The following is a 20,939-nucleotide window of genomic DNA, read 5'->3' as shown; positions in this document are numbered from 1 at the left end:
GAGTTATCCACAGGAGCGTGTGGAGACCTGGGGACAAGTCGACAGTGCGGCGCGACAAGGTCGACAAATCGGTCGGGGGCCCAGGTTTCGCGCTGGGGATCGGAGGGTGAACGGCGTCACCCACGCATCGCTGATCAACTCTTTGGGGCGAGCCATTCCCACCCGAATGAGTGCGTGAGGGGGGTTTGAACCCCGATTCGCCCCCGAGCCGCATCGCCCGGGAATGATCTCTTTTCGTGTCCACAGATACGGCACACAGCCTGTGGATAAGCCGGCCGGGATCGCAATTCCTGTGGACAAGAGGCCGCTTCGCCCCTGCTCAGCCCCAGGGGCGGGAGCGGTCGATGCGCCCCATTTCGGGGATTCGGGCAGTTTTATCAGCCCGGGATCAGGTGTGGATCGGACCGGTGCGGAGGTCCACTTCCGGCCACGTGTCAGGAGTTTTGCATTCGCGGCAATTGGGACATAGCGCCACGCAGCGTTATATCGGTACGAGGCCTCGAAGCCGGCCCGGTAGCCTGGTGGGGTGATTGACCTCCGGCTGCTCCGTGAAGACCCTGACCGTGTCCGCGCCTCGCAGCGCGCCCGTGGAGAGGACGTCGACCTCGTCGACGCACTGCTCTCCGCCGACGAGCGCCGCAGGTCCTCCGGCACCCGCTTCGACGAGCTGCGCAATGAGCAGAGGTCCCTGGGAAAGCTGATCCCCAAGGCCTCGCCCGACGAGCGTGCCGAGCTGCTGAAGAAGGCCGAACAGCTCAAGACCAACGTCAAGGCCGCCGAGGCCGAGCAGAACGAGGCGGACGAGACCGCCAAGCGACTGCTGCTCCAGCTCGGCAACATCGTGCACCCTGACGTCCCGGTCGGCGGGGAAGAGGACTTCACCGTCCTGGAGACCCACGGCACCATCCGTGACTTCGGCGCGGAGGGCTTCGAGCCCAAGGACCACCTGGAGCTCGGCGAGTCCCTCGGCGCCATCGACGTCGAGCGCGGCGCGAAGGTCTCCGGCTCGCGCTTCTACTACCTCACCGGCGTCGGCGCCCTGCTGGAGCTCGCCCTGGTGAACGCGGCGATCGCGCAGGCGGGCGAGGCCGGCTTCATCCCGATGCTCACCCCCGCGCTGGTCCGCCCGCGCGCCATGGAGGGCACCGGCTTCCTCGGCCAGGCCGCGGAGAACGTGTACCACCTGGAGAAGGACGACTTCTACCTCGTCGGCACCTCCGAGGTCCCGCTCGCGGCCTACCACATGGACGAGATCCTGGAGGCGGACCAGCTGCCGCTGCGCTACGCCGGGTTCTCGCCGTGCTTCCGCCGCGAGGCCGGCACGTACGGCAAGGACACCCGAGGCATCTTCCGCGTCCACCAGTTCGACAAGGTCGAGATGTTCTCGTACGTCGCACCGGAGGAAGCCGAGGCCGAGCACCAGCGTCTCCTGGAGTGGGAGAAGCAGTGGCTCACCGCTCTGGAGCTGCCGTTCCAGGTGATCGACGTCGCCACCGGCGACCTGGGCTCCTCGGCCTCCCGCAAGTTCGACTGCGAGGCGTGGATCCCGACCCAGGGCAAGTACCGCGAGCTGACCTCCGCCTCGAACTGCAACGGCTTCCAGGCCCGCCGCCTGTCCGTGCGGATGCGCGAGACCAAGGACGGCAAGAAGGTCACGCGCCCGCTGTCCACGCTCAACGGCACCCTGTGCGCCGTCCCCCGCACCATCGTGGCCATCCTGGAGAACCACCAGCAGGCCGACGGTTCGGTACGGGTGCCCCCGATCCTCCGTCCCTACCTGGGCGGCCGGGAAATTCTGGAGCCGATCGCCAAGTGACCCCTGCACCGTTCCCGTACAAGCTCGTCGCGACCGATCTCGACGGCACGCTCCTGCGCGACGACGACACGGTCTCGGAACGCACCCGCGAGGCCCTGCTCGCGGCCACCGCGGCGGGTGCGGTGCACATCATCGTCACCGGGCGCGCCGTGCCCTGGACCCGGCACGTGCTGGACGACCTCGGCTACAAGGGCATCGCGGTGTGCGGGCAGGGTGCACAGCTGTACGACGCCGGTGCCCGCAGGCTCCTCACCTCGGTGACGCTGGACCGGCAGTTGGCCGGTCTGGCGCTCGCCAAGATCGAGGCCGAGGTGGGGCCGCTGGCCCTCGCGGCGAGCCGTGACGGGGTGGACGGCGAGGTGCTGTTCGGTCCCGGGTACCAGGTGCAGGAAGGGCTTCCGGCGGTGTACCTGCGGGACCCCGCGGAGGTCTGGACGGCTCCGCTCAACAAGCTGTACATCCAGCACCCCGAGCTCGACGACGACGAGCTGGTCCGTGTGGCCCGCGCGACCGTCGGCAGTCTCGTGGACGTGGTGATGGCCGGACCGGGCGTCGTGGAGATCCTGCCGCTCGGCCTGAGCAAGGCCACCGGCCTGTCGCTGGCGGCCCGTCGGCTGGGAGTGAAGGCGGCGCAGACCATCGCCTTCGGCGACATGCCCAACGACATCCCGATGTTCGGATGGTCCGCGCACGGAGTGGCGATGGCCAATGCCCACGCGGAGCTGAAGGCGGTGGCCGACGAGGTGACCACGTCGAATCAGGCCGACGGCATCGCGGTGGTACTGGAGCGTCTGCTCGGCGCCGCCTGAGCACGAGGACCGCAGGGAAGGTCCGGGACGGCCCGCGCCGCGAGGCGCGCTCGAAGTGGCCGCCCCGGACCTTTTTGTTGCTCCCCGCACAGCTCACTCTGCCCCCGGGCCGTGTCCCTTACCAGCGAATTACCGCCGGTCGGCGGGGCGCGGACCACTTCCTGTTTCACGTGAAACACGGTGGTGGTGCGCGTCGGAGTGCACGTGCGGGTGCGGGTGCCGGGTGAGCGGCCAGGCGATCAGGCCGATGGAGAGCGCGATGGCGTGCCCGGCGTCCGTGAAGGTGCCGCCGGTGAGCAGTGGGAGCCCGAAGAAGGCCACGGCTCCGGCCAGGTAGAGCCACCGCCAGGGGTTCGGCAGCCGGTAGGCGAGGACGCCGATGGCCGCGGCGAGGCCGTAGCTGACTCCGATGTCCACGACGTGGGCCATGCTCCGTGGGGCACGGTGGTCCTGGATCGCCGTGAGGACGAGCTTCTGGCTGATCAGCGTCGCGACGATGTGCGCACTGGCGACGATCATCAGCCAGCGCAGGGTGCCCAGCCAGCGTTCCACCGAGGCGTGGAACACCTCGAAGAGCACGGCGTAGAGGGCCAGTGAGGCCGGGTTCTCGATCCAGAAGGCGCTGCCGATCAGCGCCTGGAAGGGGTGCTTGACGAGCTGGTGGATGTTGCTGCTGTTGCGGTGGAAGAGGAAGTGGTCGACCGCGTCGGGGGAGACGGCCACGATGATGCTGGTGACGGCGATGATCAGGAGCCAGACGTGCGTACCGGGCGAGGCCCGGACCCAGGACCACAGGGGCCTGGAGGGCTCGGGCTCGGAGTGCGACAGCATGTCCCGATCATGACCCGCAAACCTGTGCCCCGCCCGGCATGTGGGCCGGGCGGGGCACGGGTGACGCGGTGCGGTGCGGCGGAGCCTACTCGTCGCCCGCGAGGGTCAGACGGCGCAGCTTCTGACCGGCGTAGACGGTGGCGCCCACGGTGACGGCGGCGAGCAGGACCACTGCCGTGGTCAGGCCGACGGAGGAGTCGACGTACCCGGGACCGCTCACCTTCTCGGCGAGCGCGAGCGCCCACTGCTGGACGCTCAGGGTCTTCGCTCCCTCGACCAGGCTGCCGAAGAGCGACTCCCAGATCAGGGCGTAGACCAGGCCGAAGACGACCGCGTGCCGGCTCACGGTGCCCAGCAGTAGGAACAGCGCGCTGTAGGCGATCGAGGCGACGAGCGCAGCGATGGTGTAGGCGACGGCGATCTGCTGACCGTTGCCGTTGAGGATGAACCCGGCGATCAGGGTGGGGATCGCGGAGAAGGCCATGGTCACGGCGATCGCGACGATCAGCTTGGTCATGATGATCGTGGGCCGCTTCACCGGCTTGGCGAGCAGGTAGACGATCGAGCCGTCGTCGATCTCCGGTCCGATGGCGCCCGTACCGGCGATGACGCCGATCAGCGGAACCATCGTGGCGAGGGCGAAACCGCCGAGCAGATCGGCGGCGACCTTGTCGTCGACGCCGGTCAGGGTGCGGACGGCGATGGAGATGACGATCAGCAGGGCGGGCAGCGCGAAGAGGATCAGCGCGCGGCGGCGGCCGAGCAGGGCTCGGTAGGTGAGCCGGGCAACGGTGGGGTTGTACATCGGGTGCCAGCTCCTTTCAGGCCGCGACGAGGTAGGAGAAGACCGATTCGAGGGACTCGTCGGAGGGCGAGACCGTCATCAGTCGGATGCCGTGCGCGCGGGCGACCCGCGGGAGCAGCTGGGTGAAGCGCCCGAAGTCGACGGCCTGGATCCGCAGGGCGCCCTCCTTGAGGTCGACCTCGATCCCGGCGGTCGACGGATCGGCGATCAGGGCCGCGGCGAGCGCCCGGTCGTCGGAGGAGCGGACCAGGTAGCGGTGGGGGCGGTCCGTCATCAGCCGGCGGATCTTGCGGAAGTCACCGGAGGCGGCGTGCCGCCCGGCGACGACCACCTCGATGTGGGAGGCGAGTTGTTCGACCTCCTCCAGGATGTGGGAGGAGAACAGGACGGTGCGGCCTTCGTCGCCCATGCGCCGCAGCAGCTCCATGAGCTGCATGCGCTGGCGCGGGTCCATGCCGTTGAACGGCTCGTCGAGCAGGAGCACGGACGGGTCGTGAACGAGGGCGGAGGCCATCTTCACGCGCTGGCGCATGCCCTTGGAGTAGGTCGAGATCTTGCGGTCCTGGGCGGACTCCATCTCGACGGTGGCCAGCGCCCGCTGGGCGGCCGCGTCGTCGAGCCCGTGGAGCTCGGCGTTGGCGACGACGAACTCCCGGCCGGTGAGGAAGTCGTACATGGCCTCGCGCTCGGGCACGACGCCCACGCTCTTGTAGACCTGCTCATTGCGCCAGATCGGCGCCCCGTCGAGCTTGACGGTGCCGGTGGAGGGGGCGAGGAAGCCACCCATCATGTTGATGAGGGTCGACTTCCCGGCCCCGTTGGGGCCCAGTAGACCGGTCACGCCGGGACCGATGCGCATGGTCACGTCGTTCACGGCGACGACGTTCCCGAACCAGCGGGAAGCGTGGTCGATGTCGATGATGCTCACAGCCCGGCCTTCCGGTAGCGGGCCATCAGCGCGGCGTAGGAGCCGACGATGAGGCCGAGTACGACCAGCAGATAGACGAATCCGACGCCGACCGTGGGTCCTTCGCCGCCGGGGAACGCGGAGGCGCCGTCGAGGAAGGCGGTCTGGACGCCGTCGATCAGGGTGATCGGGGAGAACAGGCCCATCCACTGGACCGCTTCGGGCGTACCGGTGTTGTAGGCGACGGCCTGCACCGTGGTGACGGCGCCGTAGGGGATGATCAGCAGCCCGATGACGGCGGCGACGCCGAAGCCGCGCCGCGGGGTGAGGGCTGCGGCGACCAGCCCGAGGCCGGAGAAGAGCAGCGAAAGCAGCAGGACGGACACCAGACCCTGCCCGAGCCCCTTCGCCTGGTGGGCGAAGTCGAACTTGGCCAGCAGGGCGCCGATGAACATGATCAGCAGCGGCGTGGCCGTGAGGATGAAGAGCGCGCTGGCCATCGCCGCGAACTTGGCGAGGACGTAGTCGACGCGTTCGATGGGCCGCGAGAAGTAGAGCGGGACCGTCTTGAACCGCAGGTCGCGGGAGACGGACTGCGGGGCCTGGGAGGCCAGGTACAGCCCGATGATCATCTGCGTGGTCAGGGCGTACGTCGTGTACTTGATCGGCAGGTCCGTGTTGCCCGGCACCGCGATCGCCACCGCGACCATGATCAGGGCGGGGACGCACATCACCGCGAAGAGGATCATCGGGAGGACCTTGGACTTGGCCGAGCGGCCGAGCCCGTAGGAACCCCGGAGGGACTGGGAGAACAGCGAGGTGCGCGCGTAGGCGCGGCCGAGCCGGGAGCCCTCGTAGGACCGGTAGCCGATGTTGTGGATCTGGGTCGAGGTGTCAGGCGCCATCGGAACCGGCTCCCTTCTGCTGGTCGTGGTCGCGGAAGACCTCCGCGATGTGGTGGCGGCGCTGTTCCATCCGGACCAGGCCGAGGCCGAGGTCGGACACGATGTCGCGGATGGTGTCGTTGGTCTCCTCACCGACGGCCTCGACGAGGAGGATGTGGCCCGCACCGGGCAGGCCCTGCTCCTGCGCCGCGTGGAGGGTCAGGCCCGCCCCGGTCAGCGCCTCGCGCAGCGCGGCGGTCCCGTCGGGGTGGGCGTCGGTGTCGGTGACCTCGACCGCGAGGGTCGTCGTGGTCTGGGTGAAGTCGCTCGTGGAGCTGGAGCGCAGCAGCTTGCCGCCGTCGACGACCACGACGTGGTCGCAGGTCCGCTCCAGCTCGCCGAGGAGGTGGGAGGTGACCAGGACCGAGATCCCGAAGTCGGTGTGGACTCGGCGGATCAGGTCGAGCATCTCGTCGCGGCCGACCGGGTCGAGGCCGTTGGTGGGCTCGTCGAGGAGGACCAGCTGCGGGTCGTGGACCAGCGCCTGGGCCAGCTTGACGCGCTGCTTCATGCCGGTGGAGTAGCCGCCGATGGGGCGGTACCGCTCTTCGTAGAGCCCGACGTGGCGCAGCGTGTCGGCGGTCCGCTCGCGGGCGGCGGTCGGCGGCAGCCCCGACATGCGGGCCATGTGCACGACGAACTCGGTGGCCGAGACGTCGGGTGGCAGGCAGTCGTGTTCGGGCATGTAGCCGACGCGCTCACGGATGGCACTGCCATGCGTGGCGACGTCGAGCCCGAGCACGGCGGCACGGCCCTCGGTGGCGGGGGACAGTCCCAGCAGAATCTTGATCAGCGTGGACTTGCCGGCTCCGTTGGCACCCACGAGACCCGTTACGCCGGGCCCGATGTCCAGGGAGAGCCGGTCGAGGGCGGTCACTCGGGGGTACCGCTTGCTCAGGCTTTCGGTCGCGATGACAGTCACGGAACCGACGTTAGTGGCCGGTTGCGCGCGGATCGTCAGACCTGGAGCGGGACCCCGTCTCCGCCTTCAGGCGTACACGGCCTGTCGGAAGGCTGATGCGGCTGTCCACATCGCAGGACTTTTCCACAGGTCCGTGCACGGGCCTTGACGTGATCTCCAAGCATTGTCACATTCATCAGTGTCAAGTTACGGACGCGTACGGCTACTCGGACGGACGGCTGGCATGGCAGGGGACACCAAGCAACGGAGCACCGCGCGGGCGGCCGGAGTACGGGCGCCGGGCGGGTCGAAGGCCGGCGTAGGGACCGGCCTACGGGCCGCGGATCTCGACGGATTCAGGGAAGTGCAGCGCCTGTCGTACGCGTGCGCGGAGGCGGTCGCGGCGCAGCTGCGGCCCGGGGTGACCGAGCGCGAGGCGGCCCGGATGCAGCGCGACTGGCTGCGCGAGCGCGGGGTGCGGGACTGGTTCCACATGCCCTTCGCCTGGTTCGGGGACCGGACCGCCTTCGTGAACTTCCGGATCCCGCTCCAGTTCTTCCCCACCCACCGGAAGCTGGAGCCGGGGATGCCGTTCATCCTCGACATGGCACCGGTCTACAAGGGGTACACGGCGGACGTCGGGTACTCGGGCTGTCTCGGGCTCAATCCCGTGCACGACCGGCTGCTGTCCGACCTGAGGGCGCACCGCGAGCTGATCCTGGAGCAGGTGCGCGAGCGCCGTTCGCTGCGCGACATCTACGAGGACGTCGAGCGGCTCATGGTCCGCCAGGGGTACGCGAACCGGCACCGCGCCTATCCCTTCGGGGTGATCGCGCACAAGGTGGACCGGGTCGCCGAGCGGCGGTGGTCGCCGACCGTCTTCGGCTTCGGCACCCAGGCCCTGAAGGGGCTGGCCAGTGACGCGCTGCACGGGCACCGTGAAGGATGGTCCCCGTTGTGGAGCCCGTACTCCTTCTCCGACCACCCGCCGCAGCCCGGCTTGTGGGCGGTGGAGCCGCACCTGGGCTTCCGCGGCACCGGCGCCAAGTTCGAGGAGATCCTGGTCGTGACCGACTCCCGGGATCCCGCGGAGGGCGCCTTCTGGCTGGATGACGATCTGCCGCACGTGCGGCGTTGGGCGGAGGAGAAGGCGGCGTGAGCGAGATGGGACTGGCAGGAGCGCGGGAGCGCCGGGTGAGCACCGGCGGGATCGAGCTGTGCGTCGTGGAACTGGGCGACACCGAGCGGCCGACCGTGGTGCTGGTGCACGGCTACCCGGACAGCAAGGAAGTCTGGTCGGAGGTGGCCGAGCGCCTGGCGGAGCACTTCCACGTGGTGCTCTACGACGTGCGCGGGCACGGCAGGTCCACGGCGCCCGTGCCGCTGCGCGGCGGCTTCACGCTGGAGAAGCTGACCGATGACTTCCTCGCGGTCGCGGACGCGGTGAGCCCCGACCGCCCGGTGCACCTGGTCGGGCACGACTGGGGGTCCGTACAGGGCTGGGAGTTCGCGACCGTACGGCGCACGGAGGGTCGGATCGCCTCCTTCACCTCCATGTCGGGCCCCTCGCTGGACCACTTCGGGCACTGGATCAAGAAGCGGATGTCCCGGCCGACCCCGCGCCGGGCCGCGCAGCTGCTGGGGCAGGGCGCCAAGTCCTGGTACGTGTACCTGCTGCACACCCCGGTGCTGCCGGAGCTGGCCTGGCGCGGGCCGCTCGGCAAGCGGTGGCCCATGATGCTGGAGCGGCTGGAGAAGATCCCGTCCGGTGACTACCCGACCGCTTCGCTCGCCTCCGACGCGGCGCACGGCGCCTGGCTCTACCGGGACAACATCCGTCCCAGGCTGCGCCACCCGCGGACCGACGCCTACGCCCACGTGCCCGTCCAGCTGATCACCCCGACCGGGGACTCCTTCCTGTCCGAGCGGCTCTACGACGACCTGGAGCTGTGGGCGCCCGATCTGCTGCGCCGGACCCTGCCGGCCAAGCACTGGATCCCGCGCACCCGACCCGACCAGCTGGCCGCGTGGATCGGCGAGTTCGTCACCTCCCGCGAGGAGCCCGCGACCCGGGCGCCGGAGCGGAAGGCCCCGGGGCGCTACGCCGACCGCTTCGGCGGGCAGCTCGTCCTGGTCACCGGCGCGGCCAGCGGCATCGGGCGGGCCACGGCCTTCGCCTTCGCCGAGGCCGGCGCCCGCGTGGTGGCCGTGGACCGCGATGGCGAGGGCGCCGCCCGCACCGCCGAGATGGCCCGGCTCGTGGGCGCCCCGCAGGCCTGGGGCGAGTGCGTGGACGTCAGCGACGAACAGGCGATGGAGAAGCTCGCGGCGAAGGTCGCCGCCGAGTACGGCATCGTCGACGTCCTGGTCAACAACGCCGGGATCGGGCTCTCCGGGCCGTTCCTGGAGACCAGCTCGGAGGACTGGAAGAAGGTCCTCGACGTCAACCTGTGGGGCGTCATCCACGGCTGCCGGATCTTCGGCAAGCAGATGGCCGACCGCGGTCAGGGCGGCCACATCGTCAACACCGCCTCCGCCGCGGCCTACCTGCCCACCAAGAGCCTGCCCGCATACAGCACCTCGAAGGCGGCGGTGCTGATGCTGTCGGAGTGCCTGCGCGCCGAACTGGCGGGCCGCTCGATCGGCGTCTCGGCGATCTGCCCCGGCATCGTCAACACCAACATCACCGCCACCTCCCGGTTCACCGGGGTGGACGCGGCGGAGGAGAAGCGCCGCCAGCAGAAGTCCTCCCGGCTCTACGGCCTGCGCAACTTCCCGCCGGAGAAGGTCGCCGACGCGATCCTGCTCGCCGTGGTGAAGAACCAGGCGGTGGTTCCGGTGACCCCCGAGTCCAAGGGCGCCCGGTGGATGTCCCGCTTCGCCCCCGGTGCGCTGCGGGCCTTCGCGAAGCTGGAGCCCCGGCTGTGAGCGGGGCGTACCGGATCGCTCCGCGCCGGGTGGCCTTCGACTGGCGGACCACCCCGCTGCACTGGATACCGGACGAGCCCACCGCCACCCACGTGATCAATGTGCTGCACCTGCTGCTGCCCGCCGGGGAGCGGTGGTTCGTCAAGGTCTTCAAGGAAGCCCTGCCCCTGGTCACCGATCCCGGGCTGCGCCAGGAGGTCAAGGGGTTCATGGGGCAGGAGGCCACGCACAGCGTGCAGCACTCCTACGTCCTGGACCACCTCGCCGAACAGCAGCTCCCGACGGCGGAATTCACCCGGTACGTCGATTTCCTCTTCGAGAAGCTGCTCGGTGAGACCCCGCCGTTCGGCGCGCCGCTGCCCGCACAGGAATGGCTGCGCTTCCGGCTCTCGCTGGTCGCCGCGATCGAGCAGTTCACGGCCGTGCTCGGCGACTGGGTGCTGCGCGCCGAGGGGCTCGACCGGGCGGGCTCGGACGAGATCATGCTGGACCTGCTGCGCTGGCACGGCGCGGAGGAGGTGGAGCACCGCTCCGTCGCCTTCGACATGTACCAGCACTGCGCAGGCACCGGCGCGGCCCGGTACGCGCGTCGGATCGAGGGCATGGCCGTGGTCGCCCCGGTACTGGCCTGGCTGTGGGTGTGGGGGACGGCGTACCTGATACGCAACGACCCGGAACTCGCCGGCCGGCTGCGGTATTCACTGCGCGCCCACAACCAGGCCGTGGCCAAGGGCCTGCTACCGACCTGGAGAGAGCTGGGCGCGGCCATACCCCGCTACTTCCGGCGGTCGTACCATCCCTCGCAGGAGGGCTCGCTGCGCAGGGCGGTCGAGTACCTGACGACTTCGCCCGCCGCCCGCGCCGCGGCGGGCGCGGTCGGCCGAGCCGCCGTGTCGTAGGGCCTGTCGTGGGCCCCTGGTGGGCCTGTCGTGGGCCTGTCGTAGGGAGTGGGATTGTCCGATCAGGCGGTAGCCGAGTACCGGATCGAGGACCTGGCGCACCACAGCGGGGCGACGGTGCGCACGATCCGGGCGTACCAGGACCGAGGCCTGCTGCCGAAGCCGGAGCGGCGGGGTCGGTCCAACGTGTACCGGGACACCCATCTGGCCCGGCTGCGCCAGATCGCCGACCTGCTGGACCGCGGCTACACCCTGGCCTCCATCAAGGAGCTGCTGGAGGCCTGGGACGCGGGGCGCGGGCTGGGCGGCGTACTCGGTCTGGTCGCCGAGGTGCACGGGCCGTGGACGGACGAGGAGGCGGCCCGGATCAGCCGGGCCGAGCTGAACGAGCGGTTCGGCGGCAAGCCCGACGACACCGCGGTGGACGAGGCCTGCGAGCTGGGTGTCCTGGAGCGGATCCCGGGGCGGGAGGACGAGTTCCTGGTCCCCTCGCCCCAGGAGCTGGCGGTGGCCGCCGAGCTGTATGCGGCCGGGGTGCCGCTGGCGGCGATCACCGGGCACCTGCGGGAGCTGCGCGGCCAGGTCGAGCACATCGCCTCGCGCTTCCTGGAGTTCACCACCGAGCACGTCTTCGCCCGCTACCTCGGTCACCACACCGACGCGACGGCCGCGATCGACCCCGCCTGCGCCGTGGAGCTGACCCTGACGGACGCCGCGGCGACCGCCGCGGCCGCCATGGTGCGCAGGCTGCGGCCGCTGGCCCAGCAGACGGTGGACGCCGAGCTGGCCCGGGCCATGCGACTGTTCGCCACCCGGCACCTCCAGCGGCACCTGGGTACGGTCGGTCCGCCGCAGCCTCCCGGGCCCACTCCGGTGGTGCTGCCGGCCGAGACCGTACGGGCGGTACAGGAGCTGGTCGGGGCCGATCACGTGGCGGCCTTCGTCCGGGCCGCGACGGAGCGGGAGTTGCAGGCGAGGACGATGAACGAGCTGGCGCGGCGCGGCGGTTAGTTTCCACAGGCTGGTCACCCGTTTGCCGACAAACCCCACCGAATCAGCTGTGGACAAGTAGGGATTTCCTGTGGACGGACCCTCCGACGCCGATGCCGGGCCCTCCGATGCCGGGCCCTCCGACGCCGGGCCCTCCGACGCCGGGCCCTCCGACGCCGACGCCGGGTGCGCCGGCCCGTACCGGCTCGACCGGCGTCGGCTCAGCCGGCGCGCGCGTAGTCGGCATCGGGCCCGGCCGCCACGCCCTTGGCCGCCACGACGACCACCTCGCCGGCCCCGGCAGCCGCCGCCTCGCCCTCGCCGGACCCTGAACCCGACCCCGACCCCGACCCCGACCCCGACCCTGAACCCGACTCCGCACCCGCACCCACACCCGCACCCCGCCCGTACAAGAAGGCCGCGAGCAGCAGGCCCAGCACCCCGCCCACCAGCTGCGCCAGGACGAACCCGGGCAGCGAGCGCGGCGCGATCCCGGTGAAGGAGTCGCTGAAGGCGCGCCCGACGGTCCCGGCCGGGTTGGCGAAGGAGCCCGATGAGGTGAACCAGATCGCGGCGGCGATGTACGCGGCCACCGCCACCGGTATCAGCCGCGACCGCCCGATCCGCCCCAGTCCCTGGATGACCAGGACCAGCCCGGCCGTGGCCACGACCTCGCCGACCAACAGGTGACCACCGCCCCGCACCTGGGTGGCGAAGTTCCCCGGCACCCGCCCGAACATGGCCTCGGCGAGCACCGCGCCGCCGATCGCCCCCAGCGTCTGGGCCACGGTGTAGACGAGGGCCTCACGACCGTCCAGGCCCTCACCCCCACCCCGGCGCGCCCACCAGGAGGTGAGGCTGACGACGGGATTGAGGTGCGCTCCGGACAACGGCCCGAACAGCGTGATGATCAGGCCGAGGCCGATCGCCGAGGCCAGGGAGTTGGCCACGAGGGCCACGCCCACGTCCCGGCTCAGGGCGGCGGCCTGTATTCCGGAACCGATGACGACGACGAGGAGCCCGCCGGTGCCGATGAGCTCGGCAGCCGCGCGGCGCGGCAGCGAGGCCGCGGCGGGTGCGGTCACAGCCGGTGCGGCGGGCGCGGCCGATGCGGTCACCGCGGGTGCGGTCACGACGGGTGCGGTCATGGTGTCTCCCCCAGGATTCGAGTCCAACGGAAAAAGTATTCCGTATGCCGAAAGCGCGATAGAGGGGTCTCACCGGGAGCCGGAGGGCCCGAGGGAACGTAAAGCCGTTGGCAGGCCGCCCTCCACCGGGCAACCTGGCGTCCATGGACGAGAAACGCACCGTGAAGGTGTCCAAATACGTCTCGAAACACCTGCGACATCAGCCGGAACGGATCGGACTGGTGCTCGACGCCCAGGGCTGGGTCGAGATCGACGACCTCCTGCGCGCGGCCGCGGACCACCGCTTCCCCATCACCCGCGCCGAACTCGACCACGTCGTCGCCGCCAACGACAAGCAGCGCTTCGCCGTGGTGGGCACCCGTATCCGGGCCAACCAGGGCCACACCGTCGACGTCGACCTGGACCTCCCCGAGGCCGAACCGCCCGCCTACCTCTACCACGGCACCGTCGCGGCCGCCCTGGACCCGATCCGCACCGAGGGCCTGCGCCCCATGCGGCGCCACCACGTGCACCTGTCCCCCGACCGGGAGACCGCCACCCGGGTGGGCGCGCGGCGCGGCCGGCCGGTGGTGCTCAGCGTGGACGCGGGCGCGATGCGGGCGGCCGGGCACGTGTTCCGGGTGAGCGCCAACGGGGTGTGGCTCGTGGACGCCGTCCCTCCGGAATTCCTGCGCCTGCCGTAGCCGGGCGGACACCGCCCGACCCCGGACCCCGCCCGGACCCCGGACCCCGGACCCCGGACCGCAGACCGCAGACCGCAGACCGCAGACCCCACGCCCCACAACCCCACGCCCCCGCTCCTCCGCATCCCCCGAGAAATTGCCGGGGCGCCCTGTCAGGACCGCCCCCTACCCTGGTGCGCACGGTCGGTTGAGAGGGGGGTACCTCGCGATCACCGGACAACCCCAGCACACGCGAGGTGACTTTCCATGACGTCCACCATCCCGCCCACCGGAGCTGCGGACACGCCGTCCGAAGCGGCTGCCAACTCCTTCCAGGTCGACCTGCGCGGACTCGTCGACCTGCTCTCCCACCACCTCTACTCCAGCCCGCGCGTCTACGTCCGCGAGCTGCTCCAGAACGCGGTGGACGCCGTCACCGCCCGCCGGGCGCACGATCCGGACGCGGTCGTCCGCATCCGGCTGTCCGCCGGTGCCGGGCGCGTCACCATCGAGGACACCGGCATCGGCCTGACGGCCGCCGAGGCGCATTCGCTGCTCGCCACCATCGGCCGCAGTTCCAAGCGCGGCGGCGAGCACGGCCTGGAGACCACCCGCCAGGAGTTCCTGGGCCAGTTCGGCATCGGCCTGCTGGCCTGCTTCGTCGTCGCCCGGCAGATCCGCGTCGTCACCCGCTCCGCCCGCGACCCGCAGGCCGCGCCCGTCGAGTGGCTCGCCACCGACGACGGCTCCTACACCGTGCGCGAACTCCCCCACGAGGCCCTCCCCGAGCCCGGCACCACCGTCCACCTGGAAGCGCGTCCGGGCGCCGAGGAATGGACCGTGCCCGCCAAGGTCGAGCAGCTCGCCCGCGACTACGGCTCCCTGCTGCCCTACGACATCACCTTCGAGGAAGAGGAAGCGGCGCGGGCCACCGCCCCGGGCTCGGTCGGCGCCGCCCGCCCGATCACCGACCGACCCGCCGTCTGGGACCGCCCGTACGCCACCCCCGACGCCCGCCGGGTCGCCCTCGCCGGACACTGCACGGCCCTCTTCGGCTTCAGCCCCCTCGACAGCATCGACCTCGACCTGCCCGTCGCGGGCGTGCGCGGCGTCGCGTACGTGCTCCCCGAGTCGACCAGCCCCGCCCACCGCGCCGGTCACCGCGTCCACCTCAAGGGCATGCTGCTCACCGACCGGGCCGACAACCTGCTGCCGGACTGGGCCTTCTTCGTCCGCGCCGTCCTCGACACGGACACCCTGCGGCCCACCGCCTCCCGCGAGAACCTCTACGACGACGAGACCCTCGCCGCCGTGCGCGAAGCCCTCGGCGCCCGCATACGCACCTGGCTGGCCGAGCTCGCCGCCAGTGAGCCGGACCGGCTGGCCGCCTTCCTGCGCGTCCACCACCTCGGCGTGAAGTCCCTCGCCCGCCACGACGCCGAGCTGCTCGGGCTGATGCTGCCCTGGCTGCCGTTCGAGACGAGCGACGGCTCCATGAGCCTGGAGGAGTTCGCCGCGGCACACCGCGAGATCCACTTCACCCGCACGGTCGAGGAGTTCCGCCAGATCGCCCCGATCGCGGCGGCCCACGGCCTGGGCGTCATCAACGCCGGATACACCTACGACGCCGATCTGTTGGCCCTGCTGCCGACCGTCCGCCCCGGCATCAAGGTCACCGAGCTCGACGCGGGCGCCGTCACGGACCGCCTCGACCCCGTTGCGGCCGAGGCCGAACTGGCTCTCACCGCCTTCCTCTCCACCGCGCGGATCCGGCTGGAGGCGCAGAGCTGCGACGTCGTGCTGCGCGCCTTCCAGCCCGTCTCCGTGCCCGCGCTCTTCCTCGACGACCGCCGGACCCGGCAGGAGCGGGACCGGGCGAGCGCGCAGGAGAGCGCCGATTCGCTGTGGAGCGGCATCCTCGGCTCGCTGCGCGGCGCCGCCCCGCGCGCCCGGCTCGTGCTCAACCACAACAACCCGCTGGTCCGCCGGATCGCCTCGATCCCGGACCCGGCACTGGCCGGTACGGCGGTCGAATCGCTGTACGGACAGGCCCTGCTGATGGCGCAGCGCCCGCTGCGCCCCGCGGACTCCAGCCTGCTCAACCGGGCCTTCCTCGGACTCCTGGAATGGGCGACCCACTCCACCGGAACCGAAGGGACCCAGAAGTGAGCGCGATGACCCCCCACGAGATCCGCCAGGCCCTCCAGGCCAATGCGAGCACGCCCAACGGCGCCGCGCGCAACGCGCGCGCGGAGGAGATGAGCGCCGCCGCCGAGGCCTGCGGCGACCGGGCGCTCTTCCGCACGGCCCTGGACCAGCAGATCAACGCCTACGAGTACTCCTCCGAGCGGCCGCGGATGCTCGTGCCCTTCGCCCGGCTGCTCCAGGAGTACGACCGCGATCCCGGCGCGTTCGCGCAAGGGGAGGTCAGATCCCTCTTCTGGCAGTTCAAGTGGGTGGCCTCGGCGATAGCCAACTCCCCCGAGATTTCGCTCGACCAGGCCAGCGGCTGGCTCACCGAAATGGAACGCCGCTACCGGCTCGCGGGCTACACGGAACGTCCGGTGCGCGAGGCCGAGCTGTTTCTCGCGGACGCCCTCGCCGACGACGAGCGCGCCGAGCTGGCCGTCTCCCGGTGGATGGCCGCCGATCGGGACAGCATGACGGACTGCCACGCATGTGAGATCAACGTCCAGGGCTGGTTCCGGGTGCACAAGGGCGACGATGCCAAGGCCATCGAGGTCTGGCAGCCGGTCCTGGCGGGCGAACAGGTCTGCGCGGAGGAGCCGCACCGGGTGCTGGCCCAGTCCCTGCTGCCGCTGCTGCGCCTGGGCCGCCTCGACGAGGCCCGCTCGCACCACCTGCGGGGCTACCGGATGGCCCGGGGCAACGACAGCCTGCTGCGCTCGATCGGCAAGCACATCGAGTTCTGCGCGCTGACCGGCAACGAGCCGCGCGGACTGGAGATCCTCGCCGAGCACGCGACGCACCTCGGCCGGCCGAACGACGTCGACGCCCTGGTGGTGTTCTACGGGGGCGTCCTCGTCCTGTTGCGCCGACTGACCGAGCTGGGCCTCGGCGACGGACCGGCCGTCGCCCACCAGGGAGCCGTCCGGAGCGTGCGCGAGCTGTACGCGCTGCTGCACGCCGACGCGTGGGAAGGCGTCCGGCGCTTCGACGCGCGCAACGGGAACTCCCGGGCCTCCGACCGGTTCACGGCGCGGATCGAGCAGGCACCGCTGGCGCGGGCACTGCCGCTCGGGGTGCGCAGCGCCCCGCTGCCCGGTGCCCGCCCGGACGGGACCGCGGCCTCGGCCTCGGCTGCGGATCCGACCACGACTGCGGCTTCGACTCCGGCTGCGGTCGCCGCGGGGACGGCCCCGGGGGCGATCGGTTTCGCGGAGCTGGTGGCCCGGGCCCGGGCGGCGCGGGCCGAGGGCCATCCGGGGGCGCCGGCGCTGTGGGCCCAGGTGGCGGCGCGGGCCGCGACCGCCCCGGTGGACGGGGCTGCTCGGGAGGAGACCAGCGCGTCCGACCCCGCCGCTCCGGTGGACGCCGCGCTGGCCGCGGACCTGCTGGAGCACCGGGCCCTGACGGCCGCGCGGACCGCGGGCCAGGAAACGGCCACGGGGGCGACCGCCGGCGACGCCGGGCCCGAGCGGGTACGGGTCCTGCTCGCGGAAGCCCGCGACGCCCAGCGAGCCGCCGGCCAGCCGGACCGGGCGGCTCTGGCGCAGCTGTGGCTGGTCAGCGCGGCCTTCCAGGCAGGCGCCGAACCGGCCGAGCTGCGCGAGCTGCTGGCGGCGGCCGTCGGCGCCGCCGCGGCGCTGGACCCGGCCGATCCGCTGCGCGCGCGCCGGATCGCGTCGGCCGAGCTGACCCGGATGCGCGTGGAGTCGTACCTGCGCGCGGCGCAGGACGACCACGACCACCGCGAGGTGGACCCGGAGCTGAGCGCCGGGCTCGACGCCCTCGTCGCCGCCACCACGGGCACGGACCTGTCCGACCTGGCGGCCGACGCCGAGGAGCTGCTGGCGCGCCTGCGGCTCCAGGAGGGCGACGCGCAGCGGGCGGTGGCCCTGCTCGCCTCGGCCGCCGAGCACGGTGTCGGGGTGGGCCGGCCGTGGCTGGCGGTGGACCCGCTGGCCCTGCGGGCGCAGGTGCTCCTCTCGCTCGGGCGCCCGGCGGAGGCCGAGGAAGCGGCGCGCTCCGCCGTGGCGCACTCGGCCGAGGTGACCGACGCCGAGACGCACGGCTCCGTACGCCTGACCCTCGCGGAGATCCTGCTGCGCGGGGACGAGGAGGCCGTGGCGGAGGCCGCCCGGCACGCCCTGGACAGTGCGCACTGGTTCGATCTGGCCGGCCTCGCCGAGGCCGGCGGGGCGCGGGCCCGGCTCCTGCTCGCCCGCGCCTACGCGGCGGCCGGGCGCACGGTCGAGGCGGTGGAGGTGCTCCAGTCCGCGGTGGCGGACCTCGCCGGACAGGGGGAGTACCCCGAGGTACAGGCACGGGAGCTGCTCGGTGACCTGCTCGGCGCGCTGCACGACGCGGCGGGCGCGGCCGAGCAGTACCTGCTGGCCGCCGACGTCACCAAGGGCTGGGAAGATCCCCGGCCCCAGGCCCACCTCGCTCAGTCGGCGGCCGACGCCCTGTCCACCGCCCGCAGGTGGTCGGACGCGGTCGCCGCCTACGAGCGGGCGCTGGAACTGCGCCGGGCGATCGGCGACAACCCGGTGTCCGAGGTGCGGATGCTGCGCTCACTGGCCTGGCTGACGGTGCAGGGTCAAGGGCAGGACAAGCAGGGGGAGAGCGCCGACGAGCGGTTCGCCCGGGCCCGTGCCCTGATGGAGGCGGCGGTGGCCGTGCTGGAGGCGGCGGCCGGGGAAGCGTCCGGTGAAGCGGCCGACGACCCGCAACTGCGCTTCGAACTCGCCCAGACCTGGCAGCAGCTCGCCCAGCTGATCGACCGCCGGCTGGCACCCGAGGACGAGGGCCTCATCGACGAGGACGTCGATGAGGGCGAGGAGGAGAACGGCACCAACGGGTACCTGCCGCTGACCGAAACGGAGGTGCGGCTGCTCAGGGAGGAGCAGGTCGACCTCTGGGACCGGGCGGCCTCGCGCTACGCCGGACTCGGGTCCGAGCGCGTATCGGAGCGGTTCTGGTGCGTGCGGAGCGCCGCCCGGGCGGACCGGGAACTGGGCCGAGCAGAGCGGGCGACGGCCCGGCTGACCACCCTCGTCGAGGACCTGCGCGCGCTGCCGCAGGGGGCGGCGCCGGACTGGCTGCTGACCCGGGCCGAGGCCGCACGGGACCAGCTGGCGCCCTGAGGACGATCGGGGTGGGCGGTTCGGGACGGGCGACGAACCGCCCACCCCGAACCGCCCGCCACCCGAACCGCCCGGGCACCCGGCGCGTCAGGCACCCGGCGCGTCAGGCCAGCTGTGCGAGCCCCTCGGTGGCGATCTTCTCGAACACGTCCTGGTCCACCGCGAAGTCCGAGTCGGGGATCGGCGCGTGGATCACCAGCTCGCTGAAGCCCAGCTCACGGTGGCGTCCCACGAAGTCGACGAACGCGTCGAGCGAGCTCATCATCGTGTTCGCCTCCGGGGTGAACCCGGTCAGCAGGATCTTCTCGACCGACCCCGGATCCCGGCCGATCTCGGCACAGGCCTTGCCCAGCTTCTCGATCTGACCCCGCAGCGCCTCGACCGACTGCTCCCCGGTGCCCGCCTCGAAGAGCTTCGGGTCGCCCGTGGTCACCCAGGCCTGCCCGTGCCGGGCGGCCAGCTTCAGCCCGCGCGGGCCGTTGGCGGCCACCGCGAACGGCAGCCGGGGCCCCTGGACGCAGCCGGGGATGTTGCGGGCCTGGTCCGCGGAGTAGAAAGTGCCCTCGTGCGTCACCGACTCCTCGGTCAGCAGCCGGTCGAGCAGCGGCACGAACTCCGCGAACCGGTCGGCCCGCTCGCGCGGGGTCCACGCCTCCTGCCCGAGCGCGGTCGCGTCGAAGCCGTTGCCCCCCGCCCCGATGCCGAGGGTGATCCGGCCGCCGGAGATGTCGTCCAGCGACATGAGGTCCTTGGCGAGGGTCACCGGGTGCCGGAAGTTCGGCGAGGTCACGAGGGTGCCCAGGCGCATCCGCCCGGTCGCGGCGGCCGCGGCGGTCAGGGTGGGCACGGCGCCGAACCACGGGCCGTCGCGGAAGGTCCGCCAGGAGAGGTGGTCATAGGTATAAGCGGTGTGGAAGCCGAACTCCTCGGCTCGCACCCACTGGTCGCGGCCGCCTTCGTGCCAGCGACGTACCGGAAGAATCACAGTGCTCAGACGCAGACTCATGCCCCAGAGCCTACGGCGGTCCGGACGAGCACCCCGTCCGCCGCGGCCCTGGTCGGGCCGGGCGGGCCCATGGGCGAAGATGGAGCGGTGACCTCGGCTCCCCAGCGCCCGGACGGGCCCGCACCCACGCCCCGCCTCATCGCCACCGACCTCGACGGCACCCTGCTGCGCGACGACAAGTCCGTGTCCGACCGCACCGTCGCCGCCCTCGCGGCCGCCGAAGAAGCCGGCATCGAGGTGTTCTTCGTGACCGGCCGGCCGGCGCGCTGGATGGACGTCGTCGCCGAGCACGTGCACGGCCACGGCCTCGCCATCTGCGCGAACGGCGCCGCCGTCGTCGATCTGCACGCCGGCCGGGAATTCGTCCAGGTCCGCGAACTGCCCCGGGCCGACGCACTGACCGTCGTGCACGCGCTGCGCGCCGCCGCCCCCGGCAGCTCCTTCGCCGTCGAGCTGACCACCGGCATCCACTACGAGCCCGCGTACCCGCCCTTCTACCAGGACCCGGGCGCCACGGTCGCCACCGCCGAGAAGCTCCTGTACGCGGACCCGGCCACGCCGGCCGCGCCCGTGCTCAAGCTGCTCGCCCACCACCCCGAGCTGTCGCCGGACGCGTTCTTGACCCTGGCCCGGGCCGCCGCGGGGGAGTTCGGCTCGATCACGCGCTCCAGCCCGACCGCGCTGCTGGAGATCAGCGGCCTCGGCGTGTCCAAGGCCAGCACCCTGGAACTCTGCTGCGCCGAACGCGGCATCTCCAGCGCCGAGGTCGTCGCCTTCGGCGACATGCCCAACGACGTGGAGATGCTGAGCTGGGCGGGCACCTCGTACGCGATGGGCAACGCCCACCCCGCCGTGATCGCGGCCGCGTCAGGACGCACCGTCGCCAACAACGAGGACGGGGTCGCCCTCGTCATCGAGCAGATCCTGGCGGACCTGGCCCACCGCCCGCACTGACGCGGGACG

General features: G+C 71.9%; 16 protein-coding genes and 1 pseudogene. 10 read left to right on the top strand and 7 right to left on the bottom strand.

Translation table 11 applies throughout. The annotated features are described in order from the left end of the window. The first annotated feature begins 526 nt into the window (after window positions 1–526). Window positions 527–1,816 (top strand): serine--tRNA ligase, encoded by a 1,290-nt coding sequence (serS, locus tag ACIBEA_RS25195; protein ID WP_399264552.1) that lies wholly within the window; start codon window positions 527–529, stop codon window positions 1,814–1,816. Continuing rightward, on the top strand, window positions 1,813–2,625 hold the full coding sequence (locus tag ACIBEA_RS25190; RefSeq protein ID WP_399264550.1) for an HAD family hydrolase: 813 nt from the start codon (window positions 1,813–1,815) through the stop codon (window positions 2,623–2,625). Before serS ends, ACIBEA_RS25190 begins: the two co-directional genes overlap by 4 nt. Before the next feature lie 129 nt (window positions 2,626–2,754). On the opposite strand, the gene ACIBEA_RS25185 is transcribed toward ACIBEA_RS25190, so the two are convergent. The 5 genes from ACIBEA_RS25185 to ACIBEA_RS25165 all read right to left on the bottom strand — a co-directional run bounded on the left by ACIBEA_RS25185 (window position 2,755) and on the right by ACIBEA_RS25165 (window position 7,034). Continuing rightward, a complete protein-coding gene (locus ACIBEA_RS25185) occupies window positions 2,755–3,456 on the bottom strand; it encodes a rhomboid-like protein (protein WP_399264548.1) in 702 nt (233 codons plus the stop codon). A gap of 85 nt (window positions 3,457–3,541) precedes the next feature. After that, window positions 3,542–4,261 carry an ABC transporter permease gene (locus tag ACIBEA_RS25180; protein ID WP_399264546.1) on the bottom strand — a complete coding sequence of 240 codons (720 nt, stop codon included), beginning with the start codon at window positions 4,259–4,261 and terminating at the stop codon, window positions 3,542–3,544. A gap of 16 nt (window positions 4,262–4,277) precedes the next feature. Then, window positions 4,278–5,189 (bottom strand): ABC transporter ATP-binding protein, encoded by a 912-nt coding sequence (locus tag ACIBEA_RS25175; protein WP_399264544.1) that lies wholly within the window; start codon window positions 5,187–5,189, stop codon window positions 4,278–4,280. Then, window positions 5,186–6,073, bottom strand: a complete 888-nt coding sequence (locus ACIBEA_RS25170) for an ABC transporter permease subunit (protein ID WP_354378896.1) — start codon at window positions 6,071–6,073, stop codon at window positions 5,186–5,188. Before ACIBEA_RS25170 ends, ACIBEA_RS25175 begins: the two co-directional genes overlap by 4 nt. Continuing rightward, entirely contained in the window at window positions 6,063–7,034 is a 972-nt protein-coding gene (locus ACIBEA_RS25165; RefSeq protein ID WP_399264542.1) for an ABC transporter ATP-binding protein, read from the bottom strand. Before ACIBEA_RS25165 ends, ACIBEA_RS25170 begins: the two co-directional genes overlap by 11 nt. Before the next feature lie 223 nt (window positions 7,035–7,257). Here ACIBEA_RS25165 and ACIBEA_RS25160 point away from each other — a divergent pair, with 223 nt between their 5' ends. The 4 genes from ACIBEA_RS25160 to ACIBEA_RS25145 are packed head-to-tail and all read left to right on the top strand — an operon-like array spanning window position 7,258 to window position 11,851. Next, a complete protein-coding gene (locus tag ACIBEA_RS25160) occupies window positions 7,258–8,172 on the top strand; it encodes a M24 family metallopeptidase (RefSeq protein ID WP_399264540.1) in 915 nt (304 codons plus the stop codon). 5 nt (window positions 8,173–8,177) lie between these two features. Beyond that, a complete protein-coding gene (locus tag ACIBEA_RS25155; protein ID WP_399264816.1) occupies window positions 8,178–9,941 on the top strand; it encodes an SDR family oxidoreductase in 1,764 nt (587 codons plus the stop codon). Continuing rightward, the gene (locus ACIBEA_RS25150; protein ID WP_399264538.1) at window positions 9,938–10,840 is read left to right on the top strand and encodes a metal-dependent hydrolase; all 903 of its coding nucleotides are present in this window, start codon (window positions 9,938–9,940) and stop codon (window positions 10,838–10,840) included. The genes ACIBEA_RS25155 and ACIBEA_RS25150 overlap by 4 nt, the downstream gene beginning before the upstream one ends. 54 nt (window positions 10,841–10,894) lie before the next feature. Beyond that, window positions 10,895–11,851 (top strand): MerR family transcriptional regulator, encoded by a 957-nt coding sequence (locus ACIBEA_RS25145; protein WP_385773651.1) that lies wholly within the window; start codon window positions 10,895–10,897, stop codon window positions 11,849–11,851. A 380-nt stretch (window positions 11,852–12,231) separates the two neighbouring features. Here ACIBEA_RS25145 and ACIBEA_RS25140 read toward each other — a convergent pair. Continuing rightward, window positions 12,232–12,978, bottom strand: a pseudogene (locus tag ACIBEA_RS25140) (aquaporin); the annotation flags it as partial. A 143-nt stretch (window positions 12,979–13,121) separates the two neighbouring features. On the opposite strand from ACIBEA_RS25140, the gene ACIBEA_RS25135 reads away from it, so the two are divergent. From ACIBEA_RS25135 to ACIBEA_RS25125, 3 genes are all read left to right on the top strand, one after another. After that, window positions 13,122–13,661 (top strand): RNA 2'-phosphotransferase, encoded by a 540-nt coding sequence (locus tag ACIBEA_RS25135; RefSeq protein WP_399264536.1) that lies wholly within the window; start codon window positions 13,122–13,124, stop codon window positions 13,659–13,661. 246 nt (window positions 13,662–13,907) lie between these two features. Further along, the gene (locus ACIBEA_RS25130) at window positions 13,908–15,809 is read left to right on the top strand and encodes an HSP90 family protein (protein ID WP_399264534.1); all 1,902 of its coding nucleotides are present in this window, start codon (window positions 13,908–13,910) and stop codon (window positions 15,807–15,809) included. Beyond that, window positions 15,806–18,970, top strand: a complete 3,165-nt coding sequence (locus tag ACIBEA_RS25125; protein WP_399264532.1) for a hypothetical protein — start codon at window positions 15,806–15,808, stop codon at window positions 18,968–18,970. The genes ACIBEA_RS25130 and ACIBEA_RS25125 overlap by 4 nt, the downstream gene beginning before the upstream one ends. 103 nt (window positions 18,971–19,073) lie before the next feature. Here the strand turns inward: ACIBEA_RS25125 and ACIBEA_RS25120 are convergent, their stop codons facing one another. Beyond that, the gene (locus ACIBEA_RS25120) at window positions 19,074–19,976 is read right to left on the bottom strand and encodes an LLM class flavin-dependent oxidoreductase (protein WP_399264530.1); all 903 of its coding nucleotides are present in this window, start codon (window positions 19,974–19,976) and stop codon (window positions 19,074–19,076) included. 69 nt (window positions 19,977–20,045) lie between these two features. Between ACIBEA_RS25120 and ACIBEA_RS25115 the strand changes: the two genes are divergently transcribed. Further along, on the top strand, window positions 20,046–20,930 hold the full coding sequence (locus tag ACIBEA_RS25115; protein ID WP_399264528.1) for a Cof-type HAD-IIB family hydrolase: 885 nt from the start codon (window positions 20,046–20,048) through the stop codon (window positions 20,928–20,930). Window positions 20,931–20,939 lie beyond the last annotated feature (9 nt).

The sequence above is a fragment of the Streptomyces sp. NPDC051555 genome (genome assembly GCF_044454405.1).
Lineage (GTDB): Bacteria > Actinomycetota > Actinomycetes > Streptomycetales > Streptomycetaceae > Streptomyces.
Note: the sequence above shows the minus strand (reverse complement) of the source record. Positions and strands in the feature narration are given on the sequence as shown.